Below are 22500 nucleotides of genomic sequence, written 5' to 3'. Positions count from 1 at the left end.
TTGTTGAGTTCGGTGAAATGAGTAACTTGGGTACATATCACTGTAAGTGACAGGATTGGCTTATCGGTCATGAGTCAGTTAGTCTGTAAGAATATTGATAGTAATCAGTCGAGTAAGTGAAAGTATGTCAGCGTGGTTCGTCTTTAAAAAGTGGCTTCAAGTACGCTTGTTTCAATTAAGCAATCGTAACCTTATGGTATTGCTTTTAGTCTACATTGCATTGTCTTGGCTGGCCTTGGTTGCAAGTGGGGAAACAGCTCTTACAGAAGATGTTTCGACGTTTGTTTATTACCTCATGGTCACTGCGTCGACGGTGGGCTATGGCGATTATTCACCAGTGACCGAAGCGGGAAAATGGGTAGTCATTTTATTTGTTATACCGGGCGGCTTAACCTTGTTTGCTGCATTAATTGGACGGTTAGCTTCTGCTTCAGTGGATTACTGGCGGGCAGGCATATTAGGAAAACGGAGAGTTGGTGTGGAAAATCATATTCTGCTTTTGGGCTGGAATGGTCAACGAACAATGCATCTTATTCGCATGCTACAGCATGAGGAAGAGGGGAAGCGCCCTATAGTCCTGTGTAGTCGCTCTGATATTGAAAACCCGCTCCCTGGAGAAATAGGTTTTGTTAAAGTGACCAGCTACACAGACGAACAAGAGATGGAAAAAGCGTCGATTACACAAGCAAGTTGTATTGTAGTGGACAACTTAGAAGATGATATTACGCTGTCAGCGGCCTTGTACTCTGCAAATGTGAACCCAAAGGCACATTTACTCGCGTACTTTAAAGACGAAGCACTAAGCCGATTGTTAAATCAACATTGCCCTAATGCTGAGTGTATTCCAGCTGTTGGTGCGGAAATGCTCGCAAAAGCAGCGGTGGACCCTGGCTCTAGTGCTCTTCATCAGGAACTATTGGCTTCGACGCGAGGAATGACCCAGTATTCAACCACCTACCCGGAAGACGCAGCTGCTACGGATGTGCAGTCTATATTTGTATACATCAAGCGTGCCTATCAGGCGACACTTATCGCCATTGATACAGGGAAAGGGATTGAGCTCAACCCTGATTTAGATACGGTCATCCCACCAGGAACTAAGTTGTTTTACATCGCAGATGAACGGATAGAGTCTTTTGAATGGGAACGGAATTTTTAGTAACGAGTATTTTAATTTTTTCGAGCGCAGGGAATGTCAAATAAGAGACTCCTATTATATTTTTGTCTCACATATTGATTTTTTGAATATTTGTATTACTTTACTTCCGATTATTTGCACTATTAATAAGAAAGGAAGTATTACATGCAAAAAACGTTAGTGGCTTTTGTGGTGGGTATACTGATGCCTATGGCTTCGAATGCTCAAGAGTCAGCGACTTCTCAGAATGAGATTAATACTCGTATTATCAATGGCTCAGTGGCTGGAAAATCTGACTGGCCATTTATGACAGCCCTTATTAAAAATACATCAAGCGATGCGTATAGCGGTCAGTTTTGTGGCGGCAGTTTTATTGGCGGGAAGTATGTATTAACTGCTGCACACTGTGTGGATGATAAAGCGGCGAGTGAAATTGATGTATCGATAGGTATTCATGATCTAAACAATGAAGCGACAGAAGGTCAGCGTGTAGCAGTACGTGCTCATTACATACATCAAGATTACAACGCATCAACTGCAGTGAATGATATCGCTATTCTAGAGTTGGTAAACGATGTTACGGCGACTCAAGTAGCACTTGCAACTGAAACAGAAGTGAACAATTTGTCTGTAGGCCAAAGCCTGACTGTCATGGGATGGGGTAACCAAAGTACTACAGGTAAAGTGTACCCAACAGAGCTGTATCAGGTTAATCTACCTTATGTTGATAGAGGCACTTGCCAAAACTTAGGTGGCAATTACGCTACTGTGGGAACAGATGCTATTTGTGCGGGTTATCAAGCAGGTGGAAAAGACTCTTGTCAGGGGGATAGCGGTGGGCCATTAGTTGTCAATGACGGCGGTACCTATAAACAAGTGGGTGTCGTAAGTTGGGGGGATGGATGCGCTCAAGCTAACGCTTATGGTGTTTATGCAAACGTTGGATATTTTGATACCAATGGCTGGATCAACAAGAAAACTGCAAACGTCAGCTACACCCAAGATATTTTACTTAGCTCTAAAAGTGGCGAATATTCCTATAGTCTACCAATCCGAAACTACGGAGCAGAATCCTTTGATGTGACGAACATTACCACTCCGTCAGGCGTCACTTTAGTTTCAAATAATTGCTCGTCAACTTTAAACCAAGGTGATTCTTGTTCTATAGACATTAAAGTAGATGCTTCTACCGTTTATGCGTCATCAAACCGTGCCACGATGAAGGTCGCTACGGATCATAGTGTGGCTGGCGAGCTGGATATGCATATCATATATAGCTATGGAAACACTGTGGCAAATGGTAGTGGTGGAAGCGGTGGCTCAACGTCTTACGGCCTAATGCTATTAGCTGTATTGGGCTTTGTGAGCAGAATGAAAGAGAGAAAAAATGTTTAAGTGGTGTACTAGCCTACTGTTGGTTCTTTCAGGGCTAAGTCTGGCTGCGTGTAACTCAACGTCTAGTAACGTGAATCAAACTAACCTTGTGGTGCCTCTTGAAAACCATAATGTTAGCGAAGGGCGGATATCTTTTAAGGCAGTTTCCACAGGATGCAGCTCGAATGAAGACTTTGTAATTCGTGTTGATAGTGAGGATGCAGAGAAAGTCGGGATATCGATAATTCGAATCAAGAAAGACCTTTGTAAACGAATGCCTGCTTATGAAGCGTTTGAGCTACCTTTATTGGAGTCAATAAAGGGCAAGCGTATTACGGTCAATAACCCGAAGGGTGAGGCTATTCGAAAGTAAGTAAAAAGCCGGCTAAAAGCCGGCTTTGTTTTTATTCCGCTTCCACCAACATGGAGCCGCGCATTGCTAGGCCACATAACATGGTCGGAATCGCGTTAAATATCTCTTCAAATTGCTCAAGGCCTTCAATTCCTTGCTCTGCAAGTGTTGCAATTGATGTCTCTGGGTCATAAAGCATGCTTAAAGATAGCAACACTCCTCCCAGCAATGCGCTGTCTTCACTAGCTTCGGGCATGATGGTCTCCCAATCGTCTCTGGCGAGTTGCCAACCTTGTAGAACACCTTCACAGAAGTCTCGTGCTGCTTGATTGACGATGTCTGCTTCGTCTAGAGAACATGTACTTGGCCATACCCATTGGTTGCCCAATAAAGCAGGGCGGTACTCATTCCACATTGCGATGATCAACTCGATGTAGGTTTCCAACTGCTCACCATCAGTGAATGGTGCCACTTCTTCACCTCCCCATAGAAAAGGAAGCCACTCTTCAGGTGGCAATACATTGGGTGCCGCAGCCATAGCGGTAACAAACCCTTGGGTTTTGGGCTCGTTGATCAGTCGGTTTTCCAGTTCTGGCTGAGAAAGAATGTCTTGTAGTGTCAAAATGAATACCAAAGAGGGGTAATTGAAATTGAGCTAATACTAACAGCCAAAACGAGACATAAAAAGGTGGCAGCTGCGCTATCTCCGCTATAATTGGATGTAAACAGACAAAATTCAAAGGCTTATGGAAATTCGTTCCTCCCTCAAAAGAAAGAGCTTTTTAGCGCTTGCTATGTACATGGCATTTGTCATAGCAGTGATAGGTACAGTGAGTTATCTTGTGGTTGAACCACCTGTGCGCGACCAGTTGGAAAAGAATATCGACTTGCGAACCCAAATCATCGCTGCTGAAATCAAAGAGCCTTTGAACAGTTCTCTTGGTATTTTGCAAAGTGTCGTTAGTATTGGGAGCACTAATGAACCACAAGGCCATCAGGCAGAGATGCTTTATAAGCTTTTCTCGGTGATCGATGGTGTGGCTATCAGCGGTGGTTTATGGCCGATTCCTTATTCAATAGATAAAGGGATTGCTTACAAAAGTTTGTTTTTCAATCGTGCCAGTGACGGTCAAGTCGATCAGGTTTTTTCTTGGGATAACCCGGAGTCGGGCGGCTACGACAAAGAGTCCTGGTATACCTCTGTAGTCAATAAACCGATGGGGACAGTGTCTTGGTCAGAGGTATATATTGACCCTTTTACACATGTTCAAATGATCACCGCCTCCTCACCTTACTATATTGATGATGTTTTTTCTGGTGTAGCCACCATAGACATATCGCTCGAGAGTTTGGTTTCTTTTGTTCGCAAACATGCAGAAGAGTACGAACTAGGTGTCATACTAAAAGATTCCTACGGGGATGTGATCACTGAACATAATTTTCAGGTTGTTGAAGACATCTACATCAGTAGCACTGATTTTGGTGATTTTAAATGGTACATCGATGTCGTCAATGCCAATCGTTTAGTGACGGAGCAAGTGTATGACTTAGTGTCAAAAGTTGAAGCGGGTATCATCCCCATAATGCTTGCTTGTGTGATGATGGGGTATTTCTTAATCAATCGTTTCCTGATCTCGCCTATCGTGATTATCGCTAAGAAAGTTGATGATTCAATTGAGGGAGGAATCATCGATATGACTTATAACAGCCAAGACGAAATCAAACATCTTATTGATACATTCAACCAGAAAACCGTCTTTCTCGAAGCAGAGAAGCAAAAAGCACAAGCTTCAACAAAAGCCAAAAGCGCATTTCTTGCCACCTTATCTCATGAAATTCGGACACCGATGAATGGCGTCCTTGGTACCGCTCAGATACTTCTGAAAACGGATCTCACGGAAGAGCAGCAAAAGCATATGAAAACCTTATATGAATCAGGTGATCATATGATGACACTACTTAACGAAATTCTTGATTTCTCGAAAATCGAGCAAGGTCATTTGGAGCTTGAAAATAATCCATTCCCACTTGAAGCCATCATCGGCAGTATTAATAGTGTCTACTTTACCCTTTGCTCAGAAAAAGGCCTGCAATTCAAAGTTTACTCAGAAGTCCCCCATGACCGCTGGTATATGTCCGATAAAGCACGTTTACGGCAAATATTGTTCAACCTCCTTAATAATGCTGTGAAGTTCACGTCGCGTGGATATGTAGAGGTGTATTTCAAAGAGATAGAGAAGCAAGGGCAAAACTATTTGGAGATTAAAGTACGAGATACTGGAATTGGCATCGCAAAAGAAGCGCAGCAAAAAATATTCAAGCCTTTTGAGCAGGCTGAGTCTTCTACCACGCGACGTTTTGGAGGTACAGGCTTAGGATTAGCCATCGTCAAACAGTTATGTACCCTAATGAATGGCTGTGTGACATTAGCGAGTGAATTGGGTATAGGCACCAGTTTTGATGTATTGGTGGCAATAGACCACTGTGAGCCTCGCAATCAGGAGATTAAAGAACACAGTAAGCTCAACTATAGTGGCTTAAAAGCTCTTATCGTTGAGGATAACCGTACCAATGCCATCATCATCAATACCTTCATGACCAACAAAGGCTTTGAGTGTGATGTGGTTGAGAATGGTGAACTATCTATCCACGCTATTGCCAGTAAAGAGTATGATTTAGTGCTAATGGACAATCATATGCCAGTTATGGATGGCGTGGAGGCCACCTCTGCTATTCGCTCTTTGCCTAGCTCAAAATCTAAAATTCTAATTTTAGGCTGCACAGCTGATGTTTTTAAAGAAACGCGTGAACGGATGTTGGGGGTTGGAGTGGATTATATAGTATCTAAGCCCATTGACGAGAATGAGCTGGATGATGCACTTTATCAATATTCTGAGCGTTTGTACCAATACAAGCCCATGTTACTGAGTGGCTCAAACATAGAAACTGAAGAAACAGAATCAGTATTGCTGACGTTCTATATGTCTCTAGAGAATGGTGATCTAGAAGAAGCGCAAGAGCATTTTCAAGCCCTGAAAGCGGTGACAACAGGCATTGAAGATCAACACTTGGAAGAAACCCTGAAAGCGATACAGATGAAACTTACAATAGGGGAGGTCCCTTCCCAATCAGATTTGGACGTTTTAACCGTTCTGCTAAAAGATTTTTGTAAGTAAATTACTTGATTTTGGTTGCTTTGTGAGCGAGATCCAGATTTTTAGTGAATTAATCTGACCTTTTTACTGGGTTTGGTGGTTTATTTACTACTTTTGTTTTTATTTGAAATCTAAAACTAATTAATTCATGTAATAATAGTCTTATGTGCTGGTGTTTTGAATTTTTACCAGTTTATATTGCTACTTTTATTGTTCTTATTTGGATTTATATACTGAGGTTTTAGATGAAGCCGCGTGGGCCGTTCTGTATTCGTAATGCTGCAGCAGACACTTTTGCTATGGTGGTATTCTGCTTTGTTTCTGGAATGATTGTAGAAATCTTTATTTCTGGGCTGACGTTCGAGCAATCGTTGGCTTCACGAACCCTTTCTATTCCGGTAAATATTGCGATTGCTTGGCCATACGGCATGTTCAGAGATTTCATGCTTAGGCAAGGTGAGCGAGTTTCATCCACAAGTATGATGAAGAATATGTCCGATTTGATCGCCTACGTACTGTTTCAATCGCCAGTGTATGCAGCGATCTTATTTGCAGTTGGCGCATCAAGTGATCAAATCCTAACCGCAGTAACCTCGAATGCAGTGATCTCATGTGGAATGGGTGTCTTGTATGGTTACTTTCTCGATATGTGCCGCAAGTGGTTTAAGGTGCCGGGATACTACCAGCAAGCCTGATTTTGCAGGAAATCTGGTCGAATTAGCCATTAAGTAATCAAACGTTCAAGATGTGGCGTTTTTTTTCCTTAATAGGCTTGACCTAACCCAATAGAATCATTAAATTAGCGCCTCGTTGGTGAGCAAACCAACCACAATTCGATTCGGTGAGTTGTCCGAGTGGCTGAAGGAGCACGCCTGGAAAGTGTGTATACGGCAACGTATCGAGAGTTCGAATCTCTCACTCACCGCCACATTCTTGAAGAAAGACGTCCTAGGACGTCTTTTTTTTATGTCTCAACTCCATAAAATAAGCCGCAGCTTGAAGCTGATCTCGCGAGCAAACTTAGCAATTAAAGTGAAATTCCTTCAGGCAATTTTTCTCTGACTTTGCTTTAAAGTCATGCACTTAGTATGCTTCCTTACCCATGTTTATGACCTAAAGGAAGTTCGTTAGTGTTGAACCAAATAGACAAGCCTTCAATGAGACAGTCAGATCAAGTCATAACGCAATCTATCGGCCTAGCTCAAAAGGAGCATCAATGTGATTGAAACAATGGTGTTTGTTGTTCTAGGGGCTTTTTACTTCTTTGTCGAGGGTAGTGAGACATCCTTAAAGGAAGCGCTTATTGCTATGGCCTTGTATGGGCTCTACCTGATTGTCTATCTGCTGATAGAGCCATTTCCCGCTATGAAGTCTAAGTATATGGGGCAACTTTACGGTTTGTTACCAGCGCTATCGTTTGGTGCCATATTGTTTCCGCATTTCAATCAGCATTCTCCTGAAGTTGTCACCAAAGCTATTGGCTGGGTCGGATTGACGACAGCGTTTATTATTCTTTGTTATTTTAAGTGGTTAGTGTGGTGAGTTCTGAATTACTGATAGGTGACTAATTAAATTATGAATACCTTAAGTCAGTAATGCATGATTGGCTTTCTAATATGACCAACACGGACACACATCACCATAAGTGATGCGGTATATATAACTTATGAGCTAATACAGGTCGAGAGGCCGAATTGGCTCTTACCTTCTGACCGTGTCATGAGCCGACTGACAAAACGATACAGTAAGAGCAAAACGGGTTTGGAATAAAACTCATCAGCGGCTAGATATCCCCTAAAGTCCAGAGAAAACTCCCCACATTGTTAAGTGAGTTCGACCACGGGTAAGGGGGTGCCTACTATCTTGTTGTCGGGTGAAAAAGGGAAAATAATTTCAATCGTGATACCGTTTGGATCGTCGAGAAAGATCTGATGCTCATTGATTTGCGGGATCACGCGTTCACGAAAAGGAATCTTCAGTTGCGTCAAGTGCTGCTGAGTTGATGCGAGGTGGTGTCCTTTGAATGAGATATGGTCTATGGCCCCTGAGCCTGCTTGGCCTTCCTTGCTACCTAAATAATCTGCCAGCGTTTTGGGAATATGCCCAGCAGGGAGAGATACTAGGTGTAAAATAGGGTGTCCATCATCGTCATACATCCAAGCACCTGGAAAAGCAAATTGAGGGCGAGGGCCGTTCTGTAGTCCAAGAGACTGTTCAAAGAACTGTATGGTTATATCTAGGTTAGAGGTTCTGATGGTAAAGTGATCGATGGCCTTTATACGCATATGATTACCTTGTGCCTGAAGGGAAACGTACGATTTACAATACGTGATCGGTGACGGCAAAGAGAAGGGCAGCCAACCTAAAAACACTTTTTATCCAAACCGAATAGTCTATAACTTACCCTGCGACACACTAGTCATAGTTCTGTCGTACCCTGATATCTTGTCCACTATCACATTGCTTACAATGTCATGCTCTCCGCTTCTTGATCTTTAGTTGAGGCGGCTCACCCATTCAGCCCCTCATTCGTCATTATTTGGTTGAGCCGAATAGTTAATTCAAATTTCCCCTAATTATCAAACTAGCTCTGATCAATATACTGACTCCATGATTATCAGGTCGACTGGAGTTCGTTAGCAATCATCCCAGTGACCGCGTCTTAACTGAGGAACCGATGATGAGCAAACTGTTTGAGCCGACGCAACTAAAGCAACTGGATCTGCAAAACCGTGTTGTGATGGCACCCATGACCCGAGCGCGCACCAGCCAGCCGGGTAATATACCTAACCCAATGATGGCAACTTATTACCAGCAACGCGCGACCGCGGGCTTAATTATCTCTGAAGCAACACAGATTTCTGACGATTCGCAAGGCTATTCTTTCACTCCGGGCGTATACACCGACGAACAAGTCGCGGGTTGGAAAACCGTGACTCAAGCCGCTAAACAACAAGGTGCTGTCATGTTTTGTCAGCTATGGCATGTCGGTCGCGTATCGCACCCAAGTTTTCAAAACGGCGAGCAACCTATCGCGCCATCAGCTCTGAAACCAGTAGATACTCAAGTGTGGATCTCCGACGAAAATGGCAACGGCAATATGGTGGATTGTGTCGAGCCAAGAGCCATGTCTCAGGCAGATATTGACCGAGTGGTGAGTGATTTTGCTTATGCAGCAAAGCGTGCGATTGAAGCGGGTTTCGATGGCGTTGAAATTCACGGCGGTAACGGTTACTTGATTGATCAGTTCCTGCGCACAAACTCCAACCACAGAACCGATCAATACGGCGGAACTCAGGCAAACCGTATTCGCTTTTTATTAGAGGTGGTCGATGCCGTTAGTGATGCCATCGGTGCTGATAAAGTCGGAGTGCGACTGGCGCCTTTCATCACCTTTAAGGACATGAACTGCCCGGAGATTGTACCGACGATTTTAAAAGCGTCTAAGCAACTTCAAGCTCGTGATATTGCTTACTTACATCTGTCGGAAGCTGACTGGGATGACGCGCCAGTGATTCCCGAAAGTTTCAGAGCTGAGCTGCGTGACTACTTCACCAATACCATTATTGTCGCGGGCAGCTACACCCAACAACGTGCGGAGATCGTACTCGAAAAAGGGTATGCAGATTTAGTCGCGTTTGGGCGTCCGTTTGTTTCTAACCCAGATTTGGTGGCACGCCTAAAGCATCAACAGCCTCTGCAGGAGCTGGATGGTGCGACACTGTTTGGTGGTGATGAACGCGGGTATACCGATTACCCTACGTATGGCTAAAGGCACTGGGCTCAAGCTGCTACTTTTAAACAAAACAGGAAAGGACAACAATGAAAAAGATAGCTAAATCTTTACTGGCAGTAGGTATCCTAACGACGGGCTCTGTTCAGGCGTTTGAACTTATGAGCGAAGACGTTATTGAAGGCCATCCGATGCAGAAAACCTTTGAGTATCAGGGCTGGGGTTGTGATGGTGACAATTTGTCTCCTCAGCTGACATGGAAGGGAGCACCTGCTGGGACCAAGAGCTATGCAATCTCAGTGTATGATCCCGATGCACCGACAGGAAGTGGCTTCTGGCATTGGTTGGCATTTAACATTCCGGCTTCTGTTAATGCATTACCCCGCGGAGCAGACATCAACAAATTAGGTGGCACAGAATCTCGAATCGACTTTGGCACGACCGGCTATGGAGGTGCGTGCCCGCCCGTTGGAGATGGTATGCATCGCTATCAGTTTACTGTTTGGGCGCTTCCTACTGCCACCTTAGATCTTAATGCACAAACGCCCGCAGCCGTAGTCGGGTTTACCTTAAATAGTGTGGCTCTAGGTAAAGCGACATTGACAGTGACCTATACGCGCTAGAGAATACAAGGCTCAGATCGTGTTTCAATTACTGCTTACTCAGATCCAGACAGTACCCGTGCTGATTAGTTAAGCCTGAAATGGACGGTTGAACAAGCCTGCGAGGATGTCAGAATCCAAGTGTATTCATGCACTTGGATTTATTATATTGTTAAGTCTAAACAGCGCTCTGGTCTGTCAGGCTTATGACTACCTAAGATGATAGGTGGGTGTTTTAAAGAGGCTGGAGTCATTACTATCCATTACTTCTTATCTCAACAATCTCCAATCACCAACTCGGTATACCCCGTTGTTTTATCCTGTTCTCTGGAAAAATTCAGGTTAGGGTACTTGTGAAGGATCAGTTCTGCTGTAGTGTCTATGATACTGTTTTCGAGAAGATGGCCGCCAATTACCTGACCTGCGCTATTTGCGACCGAAATGTGGATGTGTTGGTGATTTGGGGTCAGTGTCCCCATCACTGAAACAATTTCAAAAGGTTGGGTTAGCGTTATGGATTGTTCGGCGCCTGCGAGGCGAATGCTGATTTGTTGCAAACACCCTACACAGGATGCAATTGTTCCTGCCTGAATACTATGTTGTTTTACCAGAGACTGAATTTGCTTTTTTAGGTCTTGCCCTTTGGTGAGTCGAGTCGCAATAGGCTGAATCATAGAATATTCTCACGCGCTAAAAGTTTGTAAAATAAAAGGAGCAAATTGATTGCTCCTTTACATTGTTTAATTTGTATCACTTCAAGCGTAAAAGCTTAATGCGCTCTTGCGACTGCACCTTGCGAGCTGACGGTGATCGTTTGGGTTGATAGAGGGACGAAAGCGGACTGCCCTTTACTTAGAACTAAGGTATCGTCACCAGCTTGTAGTGTTACATCGTTATCGATGGCGAAGATGATCTCTGCTCGGCTCAACACCAATGTATGATTTTCTGGCTGTTGGAGCACAGAGAATTTAAAGTCGTCGACAGGAACTGGAAAGCTTAGCTCGCAACCGTCTGTAATTGGTTGAGTCAAGATTTTGTTGTTATCCAGTGCTTCGAATTTACAACTACTGACCAGCTCTTCAACATCCATGTATTTAGGGGTTAAGCCTGCACGCAACACGTTATCAGAGTTAGCCATGATTTCTAGACCTGTGCCTTTGATGTAGGCATGAGGAGTACCTGCATCTAAAAACATGGCTTCACCCGGCTGGAGCTCTAGTACATTCAACATCAACGGAGCAAGTAAGCCCACATCGTTCGGATATTGTTTGTTGAGTGCTAAAACCAGTGTTGCCAGTGGATCTTTACTATTTCCCGCCCAACTTAGCAGTGCATCAAGCGCTTTCGACTTCTTCTCGCCATCGAGCTCTAGTATCGCTTTAAAGAATTTCTGTAACCCTTGTGGAGAAAGGTCTGAACGAAATGCGTCAATATCGGATTGCAGAACTTGCGCGTTGAGGGCGTCAAATAGCGCGATAATATCGTTAAAATCACGAAAACCATTCATCGCCATGTAAGGTGTCAGAGCGTAAACCAATTCCGGTTTATGGTTAGGGTCTTTGTAATTTCGGTTAGATGCCCCGCGGTCAATACCGGCTTTGTCTTCTCTCGCAAATCCTTCTTCAGCTTGTGCTTTGGACGGGTGCACTTGGATGGACAGCGCTTGTGCCGCAGCTAGCACTTTAAACAGGAAAGGCAGCTCACCGAAGCGTTGATTCGTCTCTGCACCGATGGTTTGGTCTGGGTTTTGCTCGATGTAGTCAGAAAGCAGTACGGTTTTATTATCAATCTGGATCTTTGAGCAGCCGTTTGGGTGGGCGCCCATCCAAATTTCCGCTTGAGGCCGATGGTCAGGGTTGGCGATACCAAACAATGTATTGATCGAATCGTGGCTACCCCAAGGGTAGTTTTGAATAACGTTTTCCAATAGGAAAAATGGAGCAGAGTGAGACATTCTTATACCTTACAAAAAATACCGCTAGCAAATGGCCAAAAAGTTCTCAGGCCTAAACTCGTCTAGTTTACAAACTTGCCAATATCATGAGCAAGATAAAAGAGATAGGAGTGTGACTATGTCATGATGAAGTGAAATTTTAGCAGGACGATGACGAGGAAAACTATGCTGGTAGGGCTGGATATAGGTGGGACAAAAATAGAAGGTGTAGGGTTAGATAAAGAGACCTATGCAACGCTAGTCAAGCATCGTGAGTCAACGGATATCAAAAGCTATCAAGGGTTTCTCCATTCAGTCCTCACTGTGATCAAACAAGTTGAGAAATATGGTGAGGTTGATTCGATTGGCATTGGTTGTTGTGGCTCGGTGGGTAACGATGGGCTGATGCAAGGGGCGAATGTCACGGTGTTAAATGGTCAAGATTTCATTGGGGATTTGCGCAAGTCTATTGATGTTCCCGTTGCGCTCGCCAATGATGCTGATTGCCTTGCGCTGTCCGAGTTTAAAGATGGGGCAGCAAAACAGGCACAGAACTCCTGCATCGCTATGATTATTGGCACGGGCTGTGGTTCTGGCGTCATCATCAATAATGGCTTAGTGACGGGTTTAAATAAGCTAGGCGGAGAGTTAGGACATAACCCATTGCCTGGATACGATAAGGAAAAAGACGGTCAACCAGTTGAGTGTTACTGCGGTTCACTTAACTGCACTGAGTCATTTGTTTCTGGTACTGGATTTAGTCGTTCATTTTCAGAGAAGTACTATCCTGCGGATTCGAAAAAAATTATGGCTATGTATGCGCAAGGTAACCAAGATGCACGACAGCATTTTGATCTCTACTGTGACCAACTGGCTCGCGTATGTGCTTCCGTTGTCAATTTTATCGACCCTGAAGTAATTGTACTTGGAGGTGGGATGTCAAATGTTGATGCCGTGTATCCGCTTGTCAATGAAAAACTTAACCAGTATACGTTTAATAAATCAGCCAAAACGCGCATTGTGAAAAACGTTCATGGTGACTCGTCAGGTGTTCGCGGAGCAGCGTTTCTGCATTCGTTTGAACAATAAATCAGTTAATCGAATAGCTTTTTACGCTTGGGTTTGTCTGCTTGGGTTCCGCTTGCGTTTGTTCATTGAGAGGAGCCCATTTTAATGCGCCGTTAGTTTCAAAATCATTGGCTTCGGTGCACTTCATGTAGTGTTCTCCGACCTGAAGTATCGCGCCTAATGAGTATCCTTGGTCTTGATAGTAACAAACCCGCTTGGCCGCTTCGCTTCCATCAATGGCTAGGACGGCTTTACCGGGCGTCGTAATAACATTTGCTGAAGCGGATGCTGATGCCAACAACAGCAAAGTGAATAGATTGATGCGCATAAACTCTCCTTAGACGAAATCCTAATCTGTAGGCGACCGATTCTTAGTCGCGATTAAGTCGTTACCGAGAAAAATGTGTGATTGTGTTTGTTTCTTTTTAGTCTCCATATTTACGCTGATAACGAGGTAGCATACTTTCGTTCCCCAGTAAGCCACCTTGATGGACGTAAATGATCGTTTTATCAGGGTTCTCCGCAAACCAAGACTGTAAGCATTGCCACATCATTGGGTCGTAGAGTAAATCAAATTCAACGTCGGTTTTCTCCAAGAGTTTACGCCAGATTTCATAATCTTGGCGATAAAGTTTGCCGAAATGGTGTTTGTTTTCGAGCTCAAGGATGTGTGGGAAATCGGTTTCGCCGAGCTGTTTAAATTGCTCGATAAGATACTCCTTACCTCCGACACATGGGCAAGTAATGACCTCGATATGATGCATTTTAAGAAATTGATGTAGGTATAAAGCAGTGGTGCCCGTTCCTGAAGGCAAGGCGACGGTAAACGTTTTGCCTGTTTCAAAGCGAGTCCAAGACAATATTTCACGGGCAAGTTGTTCAACCCCCAATCGGGCATCGTTGGAGCGACCACCTTCTTCGACGATTAGGCAGGTGGAATCAGGCTGACGGACAGTTTTAATGAATTCAGTTGGGTGAAGGTTGCGTGTATTGACGGGGATGATGCTGGCACCAAGGTCTAGTGCACCACGATAATTACCAATAGGTCTTTCAATTAACCATTGGGGGATATGATCTACGTAAAATTCCAATGACCAGCCCTTGATCGCACACAGTGCTGCTAATGAATAGAGTGAATTGGCTTGTGCACTGCCATAGCTAATCAGCGTTTTTGTATTTGGGTAATCTCCTTCCAACAGTGTCATGAACTTGCGCGCTTTGTTGCCACTGAAGTGGCTATGCAGCTGATCATCACGTTTTAGGTAAAAATCAATACCATCGAATTGATGCTGAGTGATTGGCGTGTCGCTAAGTTTCATTTGTCTATCTGTCTGTGCATGAAGGAGGGCTATCTTACTCGAATAACGTTCAAATGTATGAAGGTGGATCAAAAACCGATGCACGTAAGGTTGATGGCATATGGGAAAGGTTATGGCCTAGAAGTATTGCAGAAAATAATAGGATAAAAAAAGCCCAGAGCAATCTGGCTCTGGGCTGATACAAAACATAGGAGTTAATAAGAAAAAGCAGCGTAAATTAGTAGTGTCAGTCAAGAAAACAAGTATTACGGCCTGTAAACTTAAGAAGGCTCTGCTAACTACACCTATTCAGACCCCCTTTATTCAAATCAGTTCCATCAAAAGCAAAAAAAATTTAATTTTTTCTTCAGAGGCTTATCTAGCAACTTTGATATCTGGTCGGACCAATGCTCAAAAGTGTGATGTTAAAAACTTGTTGGTTATTTGTTTCGGTTGTATATTTCAAACAGTTGTTTAATACGAGTGATTGAAATGTCGATGAGAAATACGACCAAAGAGAAAATCCTAGATGTTGCGGAAGCTCTGTTTGCAGAACACGGTTTCAATGACACGTCATTGCGTACGATAACCAGCAAAGCGGGTGTCAACCTAGCATCGGTGAACTATCACTTTGGTGATAAGAAGACATTGGTACGTGCCGTATTGAATCGCTATTTGGAGGCGTTTATGCCAGCGGTTCAAGATGCCTTGATCAATCTTAATCTCAACGAAGATTACGCAATGTCCGACGTATTTGAATCATTGCGAGGGCCTTTGCGTGCGCTCAATGATGTCAGACCCAATGGTACGAGTCGTTTCATGTTGTTGATCGGCCGTGGCTATACCGATGTACAAGGTCATTTACGCTGGTTTATTACCACTCGTTATCAGGATACGTTGTCTCTATTTACTGAATCAGTAATGAAGGCGAATCCTAAACTGACTCAGGAAGAGCTGTTCTGGAGATTGCATTTCACCTTGGGGACTTGTGTCTTCACGATGGCATCAAGCCAAGCTCTGATGGAAATTGCTGAGAATGCTTACGAGAAGCAGATGGACGCGAAGTCAATTGTCGATCAGCTTATCCCATACTTGGCGGCTGGTGTTGCAGCTGAGTAATAGACAAATCGAAACATAAAACAAATATAAATTAGACCACCAACTGTGAACAAAAGGATCTGATTATGTGCTCTCTACGTAGAAAATGGGTCAGTGACCCAGCTTTCAAAATGTTTAAAAAAGTACTGCCACCGCTTTCCAGCACAGAGAAGGAAGCGATGGAAGCGGGTAGTGTTTGGTGGGACGGGGAGCTGTTCTCTGGTCGCCCGGACTTCTCCAAGTTACACCAATATCCAACGCCAACCTTGACCGCGGAAGAGCAATCTTTCATTGATAATGAGTTGGAAACTTTGTTGGGAATGCTTGACGACCATAAGATCGTTAAAGAAGACCGCGACTTGCCTCCTGAAGTTTGGGAGTACCTACGTAAAGAGCGTTTCTTCTCTCTTATCATTTCTAAAGAATACGGTGGTCGAGAGTTTTCTGCGTTAGCAAATTCGACAATCGTCACTCGAATCGCAACACGCAGTATTAGTACTGCAGTTTCTGTCATGGTACCGAACTCATTAGGCCCAGGCGAACTTCTTTCACACTACGGGACTCAAGAACAAAAAGACTATTGGTTACCACGTCTTGCCGATGGTACGGATATTCCATGTTTTGCATTAACTGGTCCTGAAGCTGGCTCTGATGCTGGTGGCATTCCTGATGATGGTATCGTGTGCTATGGCGAACACGAAGGCAAAGAGGTACTGGGTATTCGCCTTAACTGGAACAAGCGTTATATCACGCTGGCGCCAGTCGCCACCGTACTTGGTCTTGCATTTAAAATGTACGACCCAGATGGCTTGATGGGCGATAAGAAAGAGTTGGGGATTACCTGTGCTCTTATCCCTGCCGATCACAAAGGGGTTGAGATTGGTGAGCGTCATGACCCACTAGGCCTTGCTTTCATGAACGGCCCAACGCGTGGTAAAGATGTGTTCATTCCAATGGAATGGCTGATTGGCGGTCAGGATTACGCAGGTAAAGGCTGGCGTATGCTGGTGGAATGTCTGTCTGCGGGTCGTGGTATTTCTCTACCGGCACTAGGTACTGCAGTTGGTCACCTAACGTCACGTACTACGGGCGCTTACGCTTATGTTCGTAAACAGTTTGGTATGTCGATTGGTAAATTTGAAGGTGTTGCTGAGGCGATGGGACGAATCGGTGGCCTGACTTACTTGCTTGAAGCAACGCGTACTCTAACGACAACGTCTCTGGATCTTAAAGAGAAGCCAGGCATTGTGACAGCGATTGCCAAATACCATATGACAGAAATGGCGCGCACGATTCTTAATGATTCAATGGACATTCATTCTGGTCGAGCGATTCAGGATGGCCCGATGAACTATCTAGCATCGCCTTACCTAGGTATTCCGGTAGCAATTACGGTTGAAGGGGCAAACATTCTGACCCGTAACCTGATGATTTTTGGTCAAGGTGCGACACGTTGTCATCCATTTGTTCTAAAAGAAATGGAAGCGGCAGCGAACCCAGATGAGAAGCAAGGGGCAAAAGAATTTGATGAGTTACTCTTCAAGCATATTGCCCATGCGACTAAGAATACATTTGGTGCGTTTGCGGCAGCCCTCACTGGTTCACGCTTCATCAAAGCCGATATGAGCGGCCCGACTCAAGGTTATTACAAAGACCTGACTCGTCTAAGCCGTGCTCTGGCCGTAAGTTCTGATATTGCAATGGCGACCTTGGGTGGGGATCTAAAACGTAAAGAAATGATCTCAGCGCGTTTAGGTGATGTTCTAGCATACCTTTACATGGGTTCAGCCGCGCTCAAGAAATACGAAGATGAAGGTCGTCAGCAGCAGGATCTTGATTACGTGCATTATGCGGTTCAACATTGTCTGCATAACGCTGCGAAAGCGCTTCAAGAAGCGTTTACCAACTACCCTCAAAAAGCAGTGGGCCGTTTGTTGAAGGTGCTGATCTTCCCATTGGGTAACCACTTTACCAAGCCAAGTGACAATTTAACTGTGAAATTGGCTGAAAGTTTGATGACACCAGGAGCGCACCGCGATCGCTTAACCCATCTTTGTTATATCGGTAAAGAAGAGGATGACAGCGTTGGTCTGATGGAAAATGCTTTCCTTGCGATGTACGGGGTGAAGAGCCTTGAACGCAAGCTAATGAGAGCAGCCAAAGAGGGCAAGGTTGCCCGCAAAGGCCTACTTAAAGATCGCCTCGCACAAGCGCTTGAAGCCAACGTGCTGACTCAGGACGAAGTCGATCAAATTGTTGCTGCAGATGCATTGCGCTATCAAGCGATTCAGGTCGATGACTTTAGCCACGACTTTAGTGAAGTGAGAACGGGTCAAGCGCCGGTAAAGCCAAAATTGGATAGTGTTGCATAAAGCGCTAATCCATAATCAGTCAAGGCACCTTAGCGGGTGCCTTTCTTTTTTGGGCGAAATCTAAAACTCGTATGAAAGTGCTCCAACCACTTGCATTTTGCCGACATTTTTACAGAAATTAGATGCGAACTGGTGTTGAACCTTTTATCCTAGCGGAGTTTTTTAAAGGAAGTTGAATATGATCATCAAACCTAGAATTCGTGGATTTATCTGTACTACAACGCACCCTGTGGGTTGTGAAGCTAACGTAAAAGAACAAATTGCTTACACAAAAGCACAAGGCCCAATCAAAAACGCGCCTAAGCGTGTTCTTGTTGTTGGTGCTTCAAGTGGCTACGGTCTATCTTCTCGTATCGCTGCGGCATTTGGTGGCGGCGCTTCAACTATCGGTGTGTTCTTTGAAAAAGAAGGCACAGAGAAAAAGCCAGGTACAGCAGGTTTCTACAACTCAGTTGCCTTCGAAAAGCTGGCGCGTGAAGAAGGTCTTTACGCGAAGAGCCTGAATGGCGACGCTTTTTCTAATGAAGCGAAGCAAAAAACAATTGATCTCATCAAAGAAGATCTAGGCCAAATCGATATGGTGGTTTACTCACTGGCTTCTCCAGTACGTAAAATGCCAGAAACGGGCGAAGTGATTCGCTCATCGCTAAAGCCAATCGGTGAGACTTACACGTCTACCGCTGTTGACACCAACAAAGATGTCATCATCGAAGCAAGCGTTGAGCCTGCTACTGAAGAAGAAATCAAAGACACTGTCACAGTAATGGGCGGTGAAGATTGGGAACTTTGGATCAACGCGCTTTCTGATGCTGGCGTTCTAGCTGAAGGTTGTAAAACCGTTGCATACAGCTACATAGGTACTGAGCTTACTTGGCCAATCTACTGGGATGGTGCGCTAGGTAAAGCGAAAATGGATCTAGACCGTGCTGCGACTGCTCTAAACGAGAAGCTTTCTGCAACAGGTGGAACCGCAAACGTTGCAGTTTTGAAGTCTGTCGTGACTCAAGCAAGCTCTGCAATCCCAGTAATGCCGCTATATATTGCAATGGTATTCAAAAAAATGCGTGAAGAAGGCGTACACGAAGGTTGTATGGAGCAAATCTTCCGTATGTTCAGCCAGCGTCTGTACAAGGAAGGCGGTTCTGCGCCTGAAGTTGATGACAAGAACCGCCTGCGTCTAGATGATTGGGAACTGCGTGATGACATTCAGCAGCACTGCCGTAACCTATGGCCACAAATCACCTCTGAGAACCTTAAAGAGCTAACAGACTACGTTGAGTATAAAGAAGAGTTCTTGAAGCTATTTGGCTTTGGCGTTGAAGGTGTTGATTATGATGCTGATGTTAACCCTGACTACAAAGCAGACTTTATTACTATCTAATTGAGCATCAAAATTAGAAAGCAAATCCGGAGCCTAGGCTCCGGATTTTTTTATACCCGTAATTTCTATAAATTGGCAGTCAATGTGGGTTTCTACTTAGACGGCGAGCTACGAATCATGCCTGTCCCTAAGAAGATGAAATTCGCTAATAGTGGATTCATCAAGCCCTAATTTTCCCCTGATTTCTCACTCAAAAGCCCAATTACTCACAGTAATAAGCCAATAAGATAAACCTGCATATAACGCTGGTAGGACTGTCTAATGTTGAGGCTTAGCGAATAATTTAAAATCGGTGTTTAGCTAATTATTTGAAATATATTGCTTTATAGAGTCGATATCTTTAGGTGGTGCGTTTTGATTTTATGGTATTCATTTTCTAAGTGAGAAATCAATGAGCAATAAATATTTAACTGACATCGTTTCACAGCCAGATATAGCGCAGTACAAAAAAATTTGGTCTTAAGGCTTTTGAATTCAAAAAGGCCTTTTGTGCATTACCCACCCAGTGCCAGAGGGGATATGAATGCCTACAAATACGTCGCCTTTAAAGACGAAATGGCGCGACCGATTACGGTATTTGAATATTTTGATTCTCCCAAAGAAGGGTCGGAGCAGGAAGAATTTAATCGAAATATCCCGGCTATCAATCAGCACATTAGAGATCTTGGCTTACTCCAGGAGGGGCGGGACTATGTTTGGTTGACCACCAAGGATGTCAATGAAGTCAAAAAGCACGCAGATAAAGTCCATCATTACCAAGAGTATGACAACAATACTTATGATCGCGATATCCGCCGACAAGCGTTGCTATTCTATAAAGACAAAATCAACAATGATCTGAGTGTCATACAATATCTAAACTCGAAAAACATTGTACAGGTTAGAAACAGAGAAAAGTGCCTGGCGATATTCAACATTAACCGGCGAGCCAAAAGCGAGGTTTGGGATCCGAGAAATGAAAGACACAGCACTTACATGCAAGCCTTTAAAGACATTGTAAACATCATCAATGAAATCAATGAAGATAAGCATTTACCCATGCATGATATTGGTTTCGTGGGTAGTAAATTAACGCCAGGCGAGGTCGCCGATTGGCAGAACTATTGCGCCGCGGTGGGAACCAATTTAATTGATCTGACCGATGTGATGGATGCGCCTCATGGCCTGAATCGCACTCAGCAAAGGTGTGTACATGTTGCGTTAGCGGAGAACTACAAAAGTACCCTCTATTTTGGTCATCAATCTGGCGTTAATGAAGACGCGAACATCCTCCCGAGAACTAATGTGTTCAGCTTAAGTGAATATCTCCACCTTGGACAAATTGGCATTAGTCGGGTTGAAGCACGATCTCAGTTGGACCCTGAGTATCAAAACGAATTGGGCATGGGCGGGGCATATAGCGCTTTTGGCAATTTTTACAGTTTGCGTAACTGTGAGTTTCTCACTTCTGACGGCGTGCTAGCGGCAATTCAGCTCAAATTGGATATGTACAAAGACAATCATATTTCTCTTGAAACAGTATGGGATGACGTTTTAGGGCGATATGCTTGGGAGTTGGATGTGCCTTACATCCCAAAGAAGAGGTTGGATAAGTCAGAGCCTTACGTTGTGTTTTGCAATAAGTATTACTATATCGATGACATAGGGATATCCGATGATCAGGCAGTAAAAAGGTTCCTCAATCGGATCTTTGTCAGTGCAGGGGTGGATGAGACCAAGTTCTGGGACAAGGTGGAAGATAAGGAAGCCAAAAGGGCCTATATTGAGGCGGCAGAATTATTGGTACGGCGAAAGCTGAAAAACCAAAATCAATTCACTGAACAAACTAAGGTATGGCTGACTCGCATCCTTGAGCAATTGTTTGAGAGACATGATAGTGAGTCGCCACTTTCAGCGCATAAGAAAAGGCTTGAAGCGCAAAATGCAGGACGAGTCATGTATACGCTGGGTGGCAATCAAATTAAACACCGTGCCATTAAAGACACGTCGTGGAGTGACTTCTGGAATCTAGTCGATAATCAATCCGAGCAAGACTAGAAATAGGCCACTGAAAATCGCATCGACGTTGGGACCAATATGTTGCGTTTGGGCACACATAAAGGGGTGACAAAACACGTCACCCCTTGACCTCTTTCGCTATTTAAACGTTGACCAAATCGGGGCGTGGTCGGAAGGTTTTTCGATACCACGCAGTTCGTAGTCGATATCTGACTCAATACATTTTTCAGCGAGCTTTGGTGTCGCCAGTACCACGTCAATGCGCAGCCCCCGATTGTCATCAAAACCGCGTGAGCGGTAATCAAACCATGAGAAACGATCCTCTACCTCAGGGTGAAGCTGGCGGAAGGTATCCACAAACCCCCAGTCCATTAATGTTTTCAACCATTCACGCTCTTCTGGTTGGAAAGAACATTTACCTGTTTTCAGCCAGCGTTTACGGTTAGGTTCTCCAATGCCGATGTCGGCATCAATTGGGCTGATATTGATATCGCCCATCACGATAAGCTGTTCGTCGCTGTTGTGATGATCATTAAGGTAAGTCATCAGGTCTTTGTAGAACTGGCGTTTGTAAGGGTATTTGGTTTCGTGACTGATGTTGTCACCCTGTGGGAAGTAGCCGTTGAGCACGGTGACTTTCTCACCATTATCATCTTCAAACGTCGCGATGATCATACGCTTTTGATGTTCTTCATTGTCAGTTGGAAAGCCTTTCTGCACTGAAAGCGGTTCTTTCTTACATAGCATAGCAACACCGTAGTGTGCTTTCTGACCATGGAAGTAGACTTTGTAGCCCATCGCTTCAACGTCTTCGATAGGGAAGGCTTCATCATGCACTTTGATCTCTTGAAGACCGATTACGTCTGGCTGATGCTTATCAATAACTGCCTGTAATTGATGCAAGCGTGCACGAAGACCATTGATATTAAAGCTGATGACTTTCATTTTTATTCCTTATTATTGAAATAATTCAACGAATTGAAATTTTTCCGATATTA

20 protein-coding genes and 1 tRNA gene are annotated in these 22500 nt (G+C 44.2%); 14 read left to right on the top strand and 7 right to left on the bottom strand.

Translation table 11 applies throughout. The features are described 5' to 3' along the window. Positions 1–124 precede the first annotated feature (124 nt). From L1D31_RS09095 to L1D31_RS09085, 3 genes are all read left to right on the top strand, one after another. The gene (locus tag L1D31_RS09095) at positions 125–1159 is read left to right on the top strand and encodes a potassium channel family protein (RefSeq protein WP_239836759.1); all 1035 of its coding nucleotides are present in this window, start codon (positions 125–127) and stop codon (positions 1157–1159) included. Positions 1160–1303: 144 nt separating this feature from the next. Continuing rightward, positions 1304–2533, top strand: a complete 1230-nt coding sequence (locus L1D31_RS09090; RefSeq protein ID WP_239836758.1) for a serine protease — start codon at positions 1304–1306, stop codon at positions 2531–2533. Continuing rightward, positions 2526–2885, top strand: coding sequence for a hypothetical protein (locus L1D31_RS09085; RefSeq protein ID WP_239836757.1), 360 nt, complete (start codon positions 2526–2528; stop codon positions 2883–2885). Before L1D31_RS09090 ends, L1D31_RS09085 begins: the two co-directional genes overlap by 8 nt. Positions 2886–2916: 31 nt before the next feature. Here the strand turns inward: L1D31_RS09085 and L1D31_RS09080 are convergent, their stop codons facing one another. After that, a complete protein-coding gene (locus L1D31_RS09080; RefSeq protein WP_239836756.1) occupies positions 2917–3486 on the bottom strand; it encodes a UPF0149 family protein in 570 nt (189 codons plus the stop codon). Between the two features lie 124 nt (positions 3487–3610). Between L1D31_RS09080 and L1D31_RS09075 the strand changes: the two genes are divergently transcribed. The 4 genes from L1D31_RS09075 to L1D31_RS09060 all read left to right on the top strand — a co-directional run bounded on the left by L1D31_RS09075 (position 3611) and on the right by L1D31_RS09060 (position 7561). Further along, positions 3611–6040: a hybrid sensor histidine kinase/response regulator gene (locus tag L1D31_RS09075; RefSeq protein ID WP_239836755.1), complete on the top strand. Its 2430-nt coding sequence runs from the start codon at positions 3611–3613 to the stop codon at positions 6038–6040. A 224-nt stretch (positions 6041–6264) separates the two neighbouring features. Then, a complete protein-coding gene (locus L1D31_RS09070; RefSeq protein WP_239836754.1) occupies positions 6265–6714 on the top strand; it encodes an L-alanine exporter AlaE in 450 nt (149 codons plus the stop codon). A gap of 145 nt (positions 6715–6859) precedes the next feature. Beyond that, positions 6860–6947 (top strand) — tRNA-Ser (locus tag L1D31_RS09065). Positions 6948–7237: 290 nt separating this feature from the next. Continuing rightward, positions 7238–7561, top strand: coding sequence for a hypothetical protein (locus L1D31_RS09060; RefSeq protein ID WP_239836753.1), 324 nt, complete (start codon positions 7238–7240; stop codon positions 7559–7561). Positions 7562–7842: 281 nt separating this feature from the next. Here the strand turns inward: L1D31_RS09060 and L1D31_RS09055 are convergent, their stop codons facing one another. After that, a complete protein-coding gene (locus tag L1D31_RS09055; protein WP_239836752.1) occupies positions 7843–8304 on the bottom strand; it encodes a VOC family protein in 462 nt (153 codons plus the stop codon). Positions 8305–8699: 395 nt separating this feature from the next. On the opposite strand from L1D31_RS09055, the gene L1D31_RS09050 reads away from it, so the two are divergent. Next, positions 8700–9791, top strand: coding sequence for an alkene reductase (locus L1D31_RS09050; protein ID WP_239836910.1), 1092 nt, complete (start codon positions 8700–8702; stop codon positions 9789–9791). Positions 9792–9841: 50 nt separating this feature from the next. Further along, positions 9842–10375: a YbhB/YbcL family Raf kinase inhibitor-like protein gene (locus L1D31_RS09045; RefSeq protein ID WP_239836751.1), complete on the top strand. Its 534-nt coding sequence runs from the start codon at positions 9842–9844 to the stop codon at positions 10373–10375. A gap of 254 nt (positions 10376–10629) precedes the next feature. Here the strand turns inward: L1D31_RS09045 and L1D31_RS09040 are convergent, their stop codons facing one another. Together L1D31_RS09040 and manA are read right to left on the bottom strand one after the other, a co-directional pair. Further along, on the bottom strand, positions 10630–11028 hold the full coding sequence (locus L1D31_RS09040; protein ID WP_239836750.1) for a DUF296 domain-containing protein: 399 nt from the start codon (positions 11026–11028) through the stop codon (positions 10630–10632). Between the two features lie 95 nt (positions 11029–11123). Next, on the bottom strand, positions 11124–12308 hold the full coding sequence (manA, locus tag L1D31_RS09035; RefSeq protein WP_239836749.1) for a mannose-6-phosphate isomerase, class I: 1185 nt from the start codon (positions 12306–12308) through the stop codon (positions 11124–11126). Between the two features lie 150 nt (positions 12309–12458). Here manA and L1D31_RS09030 point away from each other — a divergent pair, with 150 nt between their 5' ends. Further along, positions 12459–13376: an ROK family protein gene (locus L1D31_RS09030; protein WP_239836748.1), complete on the top strand. Its 918-nt coding sequence runs from the start codon at positions 12459–12461 to the stop codon at positions 13374–13376. Position 13377: 1 nt separating this feature from the next. Here the strand turns inward: L1D31_RS09030 and L1D31_RS09025 are convergent, their stop codons facing one another. Together L1D31_RS09025 and L1D31_RS09020 are read right to left on the bottom strand one after the other, a co-directional pair. Then, positions 13378–13683 (bottom strand): DUF1496 domain-containing protein, encoded by a 306-nt coding sequence (locus tag L1D31_RS09025; RefSeq protein WP_239836747.1) that lies wholly within the window; start codon positions 13681–13683, stop codon positions 13378–13380. A 97-nt stretch (positions 13684–13780) separates the two neighbouring features. Further along, positions 13781–14674: a 1-aminocyclopropane-1-carboxylate deaminase/D-cysteine desulfhydrase gene (locus L1D31_RS09020; RefSeq protein WP_239836746.1), complete on the bottom strand. Its 894-nt coding sequence runs from the start codon at positions 14672–14674 to the stop codon at positions 13781–13783. 471 nt (positions 14675–15145) lie between these two features. Between L1D31_RS09020 and L1D31_RS09015 the strand changes: the two genes are divergently transcribed. The 4 genes from L1D31_RS09015 (at position 15146) to L1D31_RS09000 (ending at position 21541) form a co-directional block, all read left to right on the top strand. Next, complete coding sequence (locus L1D31_RS09015) at positions 15146–15772, top strand: TetR/AcrR family transcriptional regulator (protein ID WP_239836745.1); 627 nt, start codon at positions 15146–15148, stop codon at positions 15770–15772. Positions 15773–15837: 65 nt separating this feature from the next. After that, positions 15838–18123: an acyl-CoA dehydrogenase gene (locus L1D31_RS09010; RefSeq protein WP_239836744.1), complete on the top strand. Its 2286-nt coding sequence runs from the start codon at positions 15838–15840 to the stop codon at positions 18121–18123. Between the two features lie 178 nt (positions 18124–18301). After that, a complete protein-coding gene (gene fabV / locus L1D31_RS09005) occupies positions 18302–19504 on the top strand; it encodes an enoyl-ACP reductase FabV (protein ID WP_239836743.1) in 1203 nt (400 codons plus the stop codon). Positions 19505–20023: 519 nt separating this feature from the next. Next, positions 20024–21541 (top strand): hypothetical protein, encoded by a 1518-nt coding sequence (locus L1D31_RS09000; protein WP_239836742.1) that lies wholly within the window; start codon positions 20024–20026, stop codon positions 21539–21541. Positions 21542–21640: 99 nt separating this feature from the next. On the opposite strand, the gene xthA is transcribed toward L1D31_RS09000, so the two are convergent. Next, positions 21641–22447 (bottom strand): exodeoxyribonuclease III, encoded by an 807-nt coding sequence (gene xthA / locus L1D31_RS08995; RefSeq protein ID WP_239836741.1) that lies wholly within the window; start codon positions 22445–22447, stop codon positions 21641–21643. Positions 22448–22500: the final 53 nt, after the last annotated feature.

Source organism: Vibrio sp. Isolate23 (assembly GCF_022398095.1).
GTDB classification, from domain to species: Bacteria; Pseudomonadota; Gammaproteobacteria; order Enterobacterales; family Vibrionaceae; genus Vibrio; species Vibrio coralliilyticus_A.
Note: the sequence above shows the minus strand (reverse complement) of the source record. Positions and strands in the feature narration are given on the sequence as shown.

What these genes read in the sequence shown, in the direction of transcription:
- L1D31_RS09045 (WP_239836751.1), top strand. Translation starts at nt 9,842, where the DNA reads ATGAAAAAGATAGCTAAATCTTTACTGGCAGTAGGTATCCTAACGACG.
- fabV (WP_239836743.1), top strand. Translation starts at nt 18,302, where the DNA reads ATGATCATCAAACCTAGAATTCGTGGATTTATCTGTACTACAACGCAC.
- L1D31_RS09090 (WP_239836758.1), top strand. Translation starts at nt 1,304, where the DNA reads ATGCAAAAAACGTTAGTGGCTTTTGTGGTGGGTATACTGATGCCTATG.
- L1D31_RS09030 (WP_239836748.1), top strand. Translation starts at nt 12,459, where the DNA reads ATGACGAGGAAAACTATGCTGGTAGGGCTGGATATAGGTGGGACAAAA.
- L1D31_RS09070 (WP_239836754.1), top strand. Translation starts at nt 6,265, where the DNA reads ATGAAGCCGCGTGGGCCGTTCTGTATTCGTAATGCTGCAGCAGACACT.
- L1D31_RS09020 (WP_239836746.1), bottom strand. Translation starts at nt 14,674, where the DNA reads ATGAAACTTAGCGACACGCCAATCACTCAGCATCAATTCGATGGTATT.
- L1D31_RS09050 (WP_239836910.1), top strand. Translation starts at nt 8,700, where the DNA reads ATGAGCAAACTGTTTGAGCCGACGCAACTAAAGCAACTGGATCTGCAA.
- L1D31_RS09075 (WP_239836755.1), top strand. Translation starts at nt 3,611, where the DNA reads ATGGAAATTCGTTCCTCCCTCAAAAGAAAGAGCTTTTTAGCGCTTGCT.
- manA (WP_239836749.1), bottom strand. Translation starts at nt 12,308, where the DNA reads ATGTCTCACTCTGCTCCATTTTTCCTATTGGAAAACGTTATTCAAAAC.
- L1D31_RS09055 (WP_239836752.1), bottom strand. Translation starts at nt 8,304, where the DNA reads ATGCGTATAAAGGCCATCGATCACTTTACCATCAGAACCTCTAACCTA.
- L1D31_RS09085 (WP_239836757.1), top strand. Translation starts at nt 2,526, where the DNA reads ATGTTTAAGTGGTGTACTAGCCTACTGTTGGTTCTTTCAGGGCTAAGT.
- L1D31_RS09040 (WP_239836750.1), bottom strand. Translation starts at nt 11,028, where the DNA reads ATGATTCAGCCTATTGCGACTCGACTCACCAAAGGGCAAGACCTAAAA.
- xthA (WP_239836741.1), bottom strand. Translation starts at nt 22,447, where the DNA reads ATGAAAGTCATCAGCTTTAATATCAATGGTCTTCGTGCACGCTTGCAT.
- L1D31_RS09010 (WP_239836744.1), top strand. Translation starts at nt 15,838, where the DNA reads ATGTGCTCTCTACGTAGAAAATGGGTCAGTGACCCAGCTTTCAAAATG.
- L1D31_RS09015 (WP_239836745.1), top strand. Translation starts at nt 15,146, where the DNA reads ATGTCGATGAGAAATACGACCAAAGAGAAAATCCTAGATGTTGCGGAA.
- L1D31_RS09095 (WP_239836759.1), top strand. Translation starts at nt 125, where the DNA reads ATGTCAGCGTGGTTCGTCTTTAAAAAGTGGCTTCAAGTACGCTTGTTT.
- L1D31_RS09000 (WP_239836742.1), top strand. Translation starts at nt 20,024, where the DNA reads ATGAATGCCTACAAATACGTCGCCTTTAAAGACGAAATGGCGCGACCG.
- L1D31_RS09025 (WP_239836747.1), bottom strand. Translation starts at nt 13,683, where the DNA reads ATGCGCATCAATCTATTCACTTTGCTGTTGTTGGCATCAGCATCCGCT.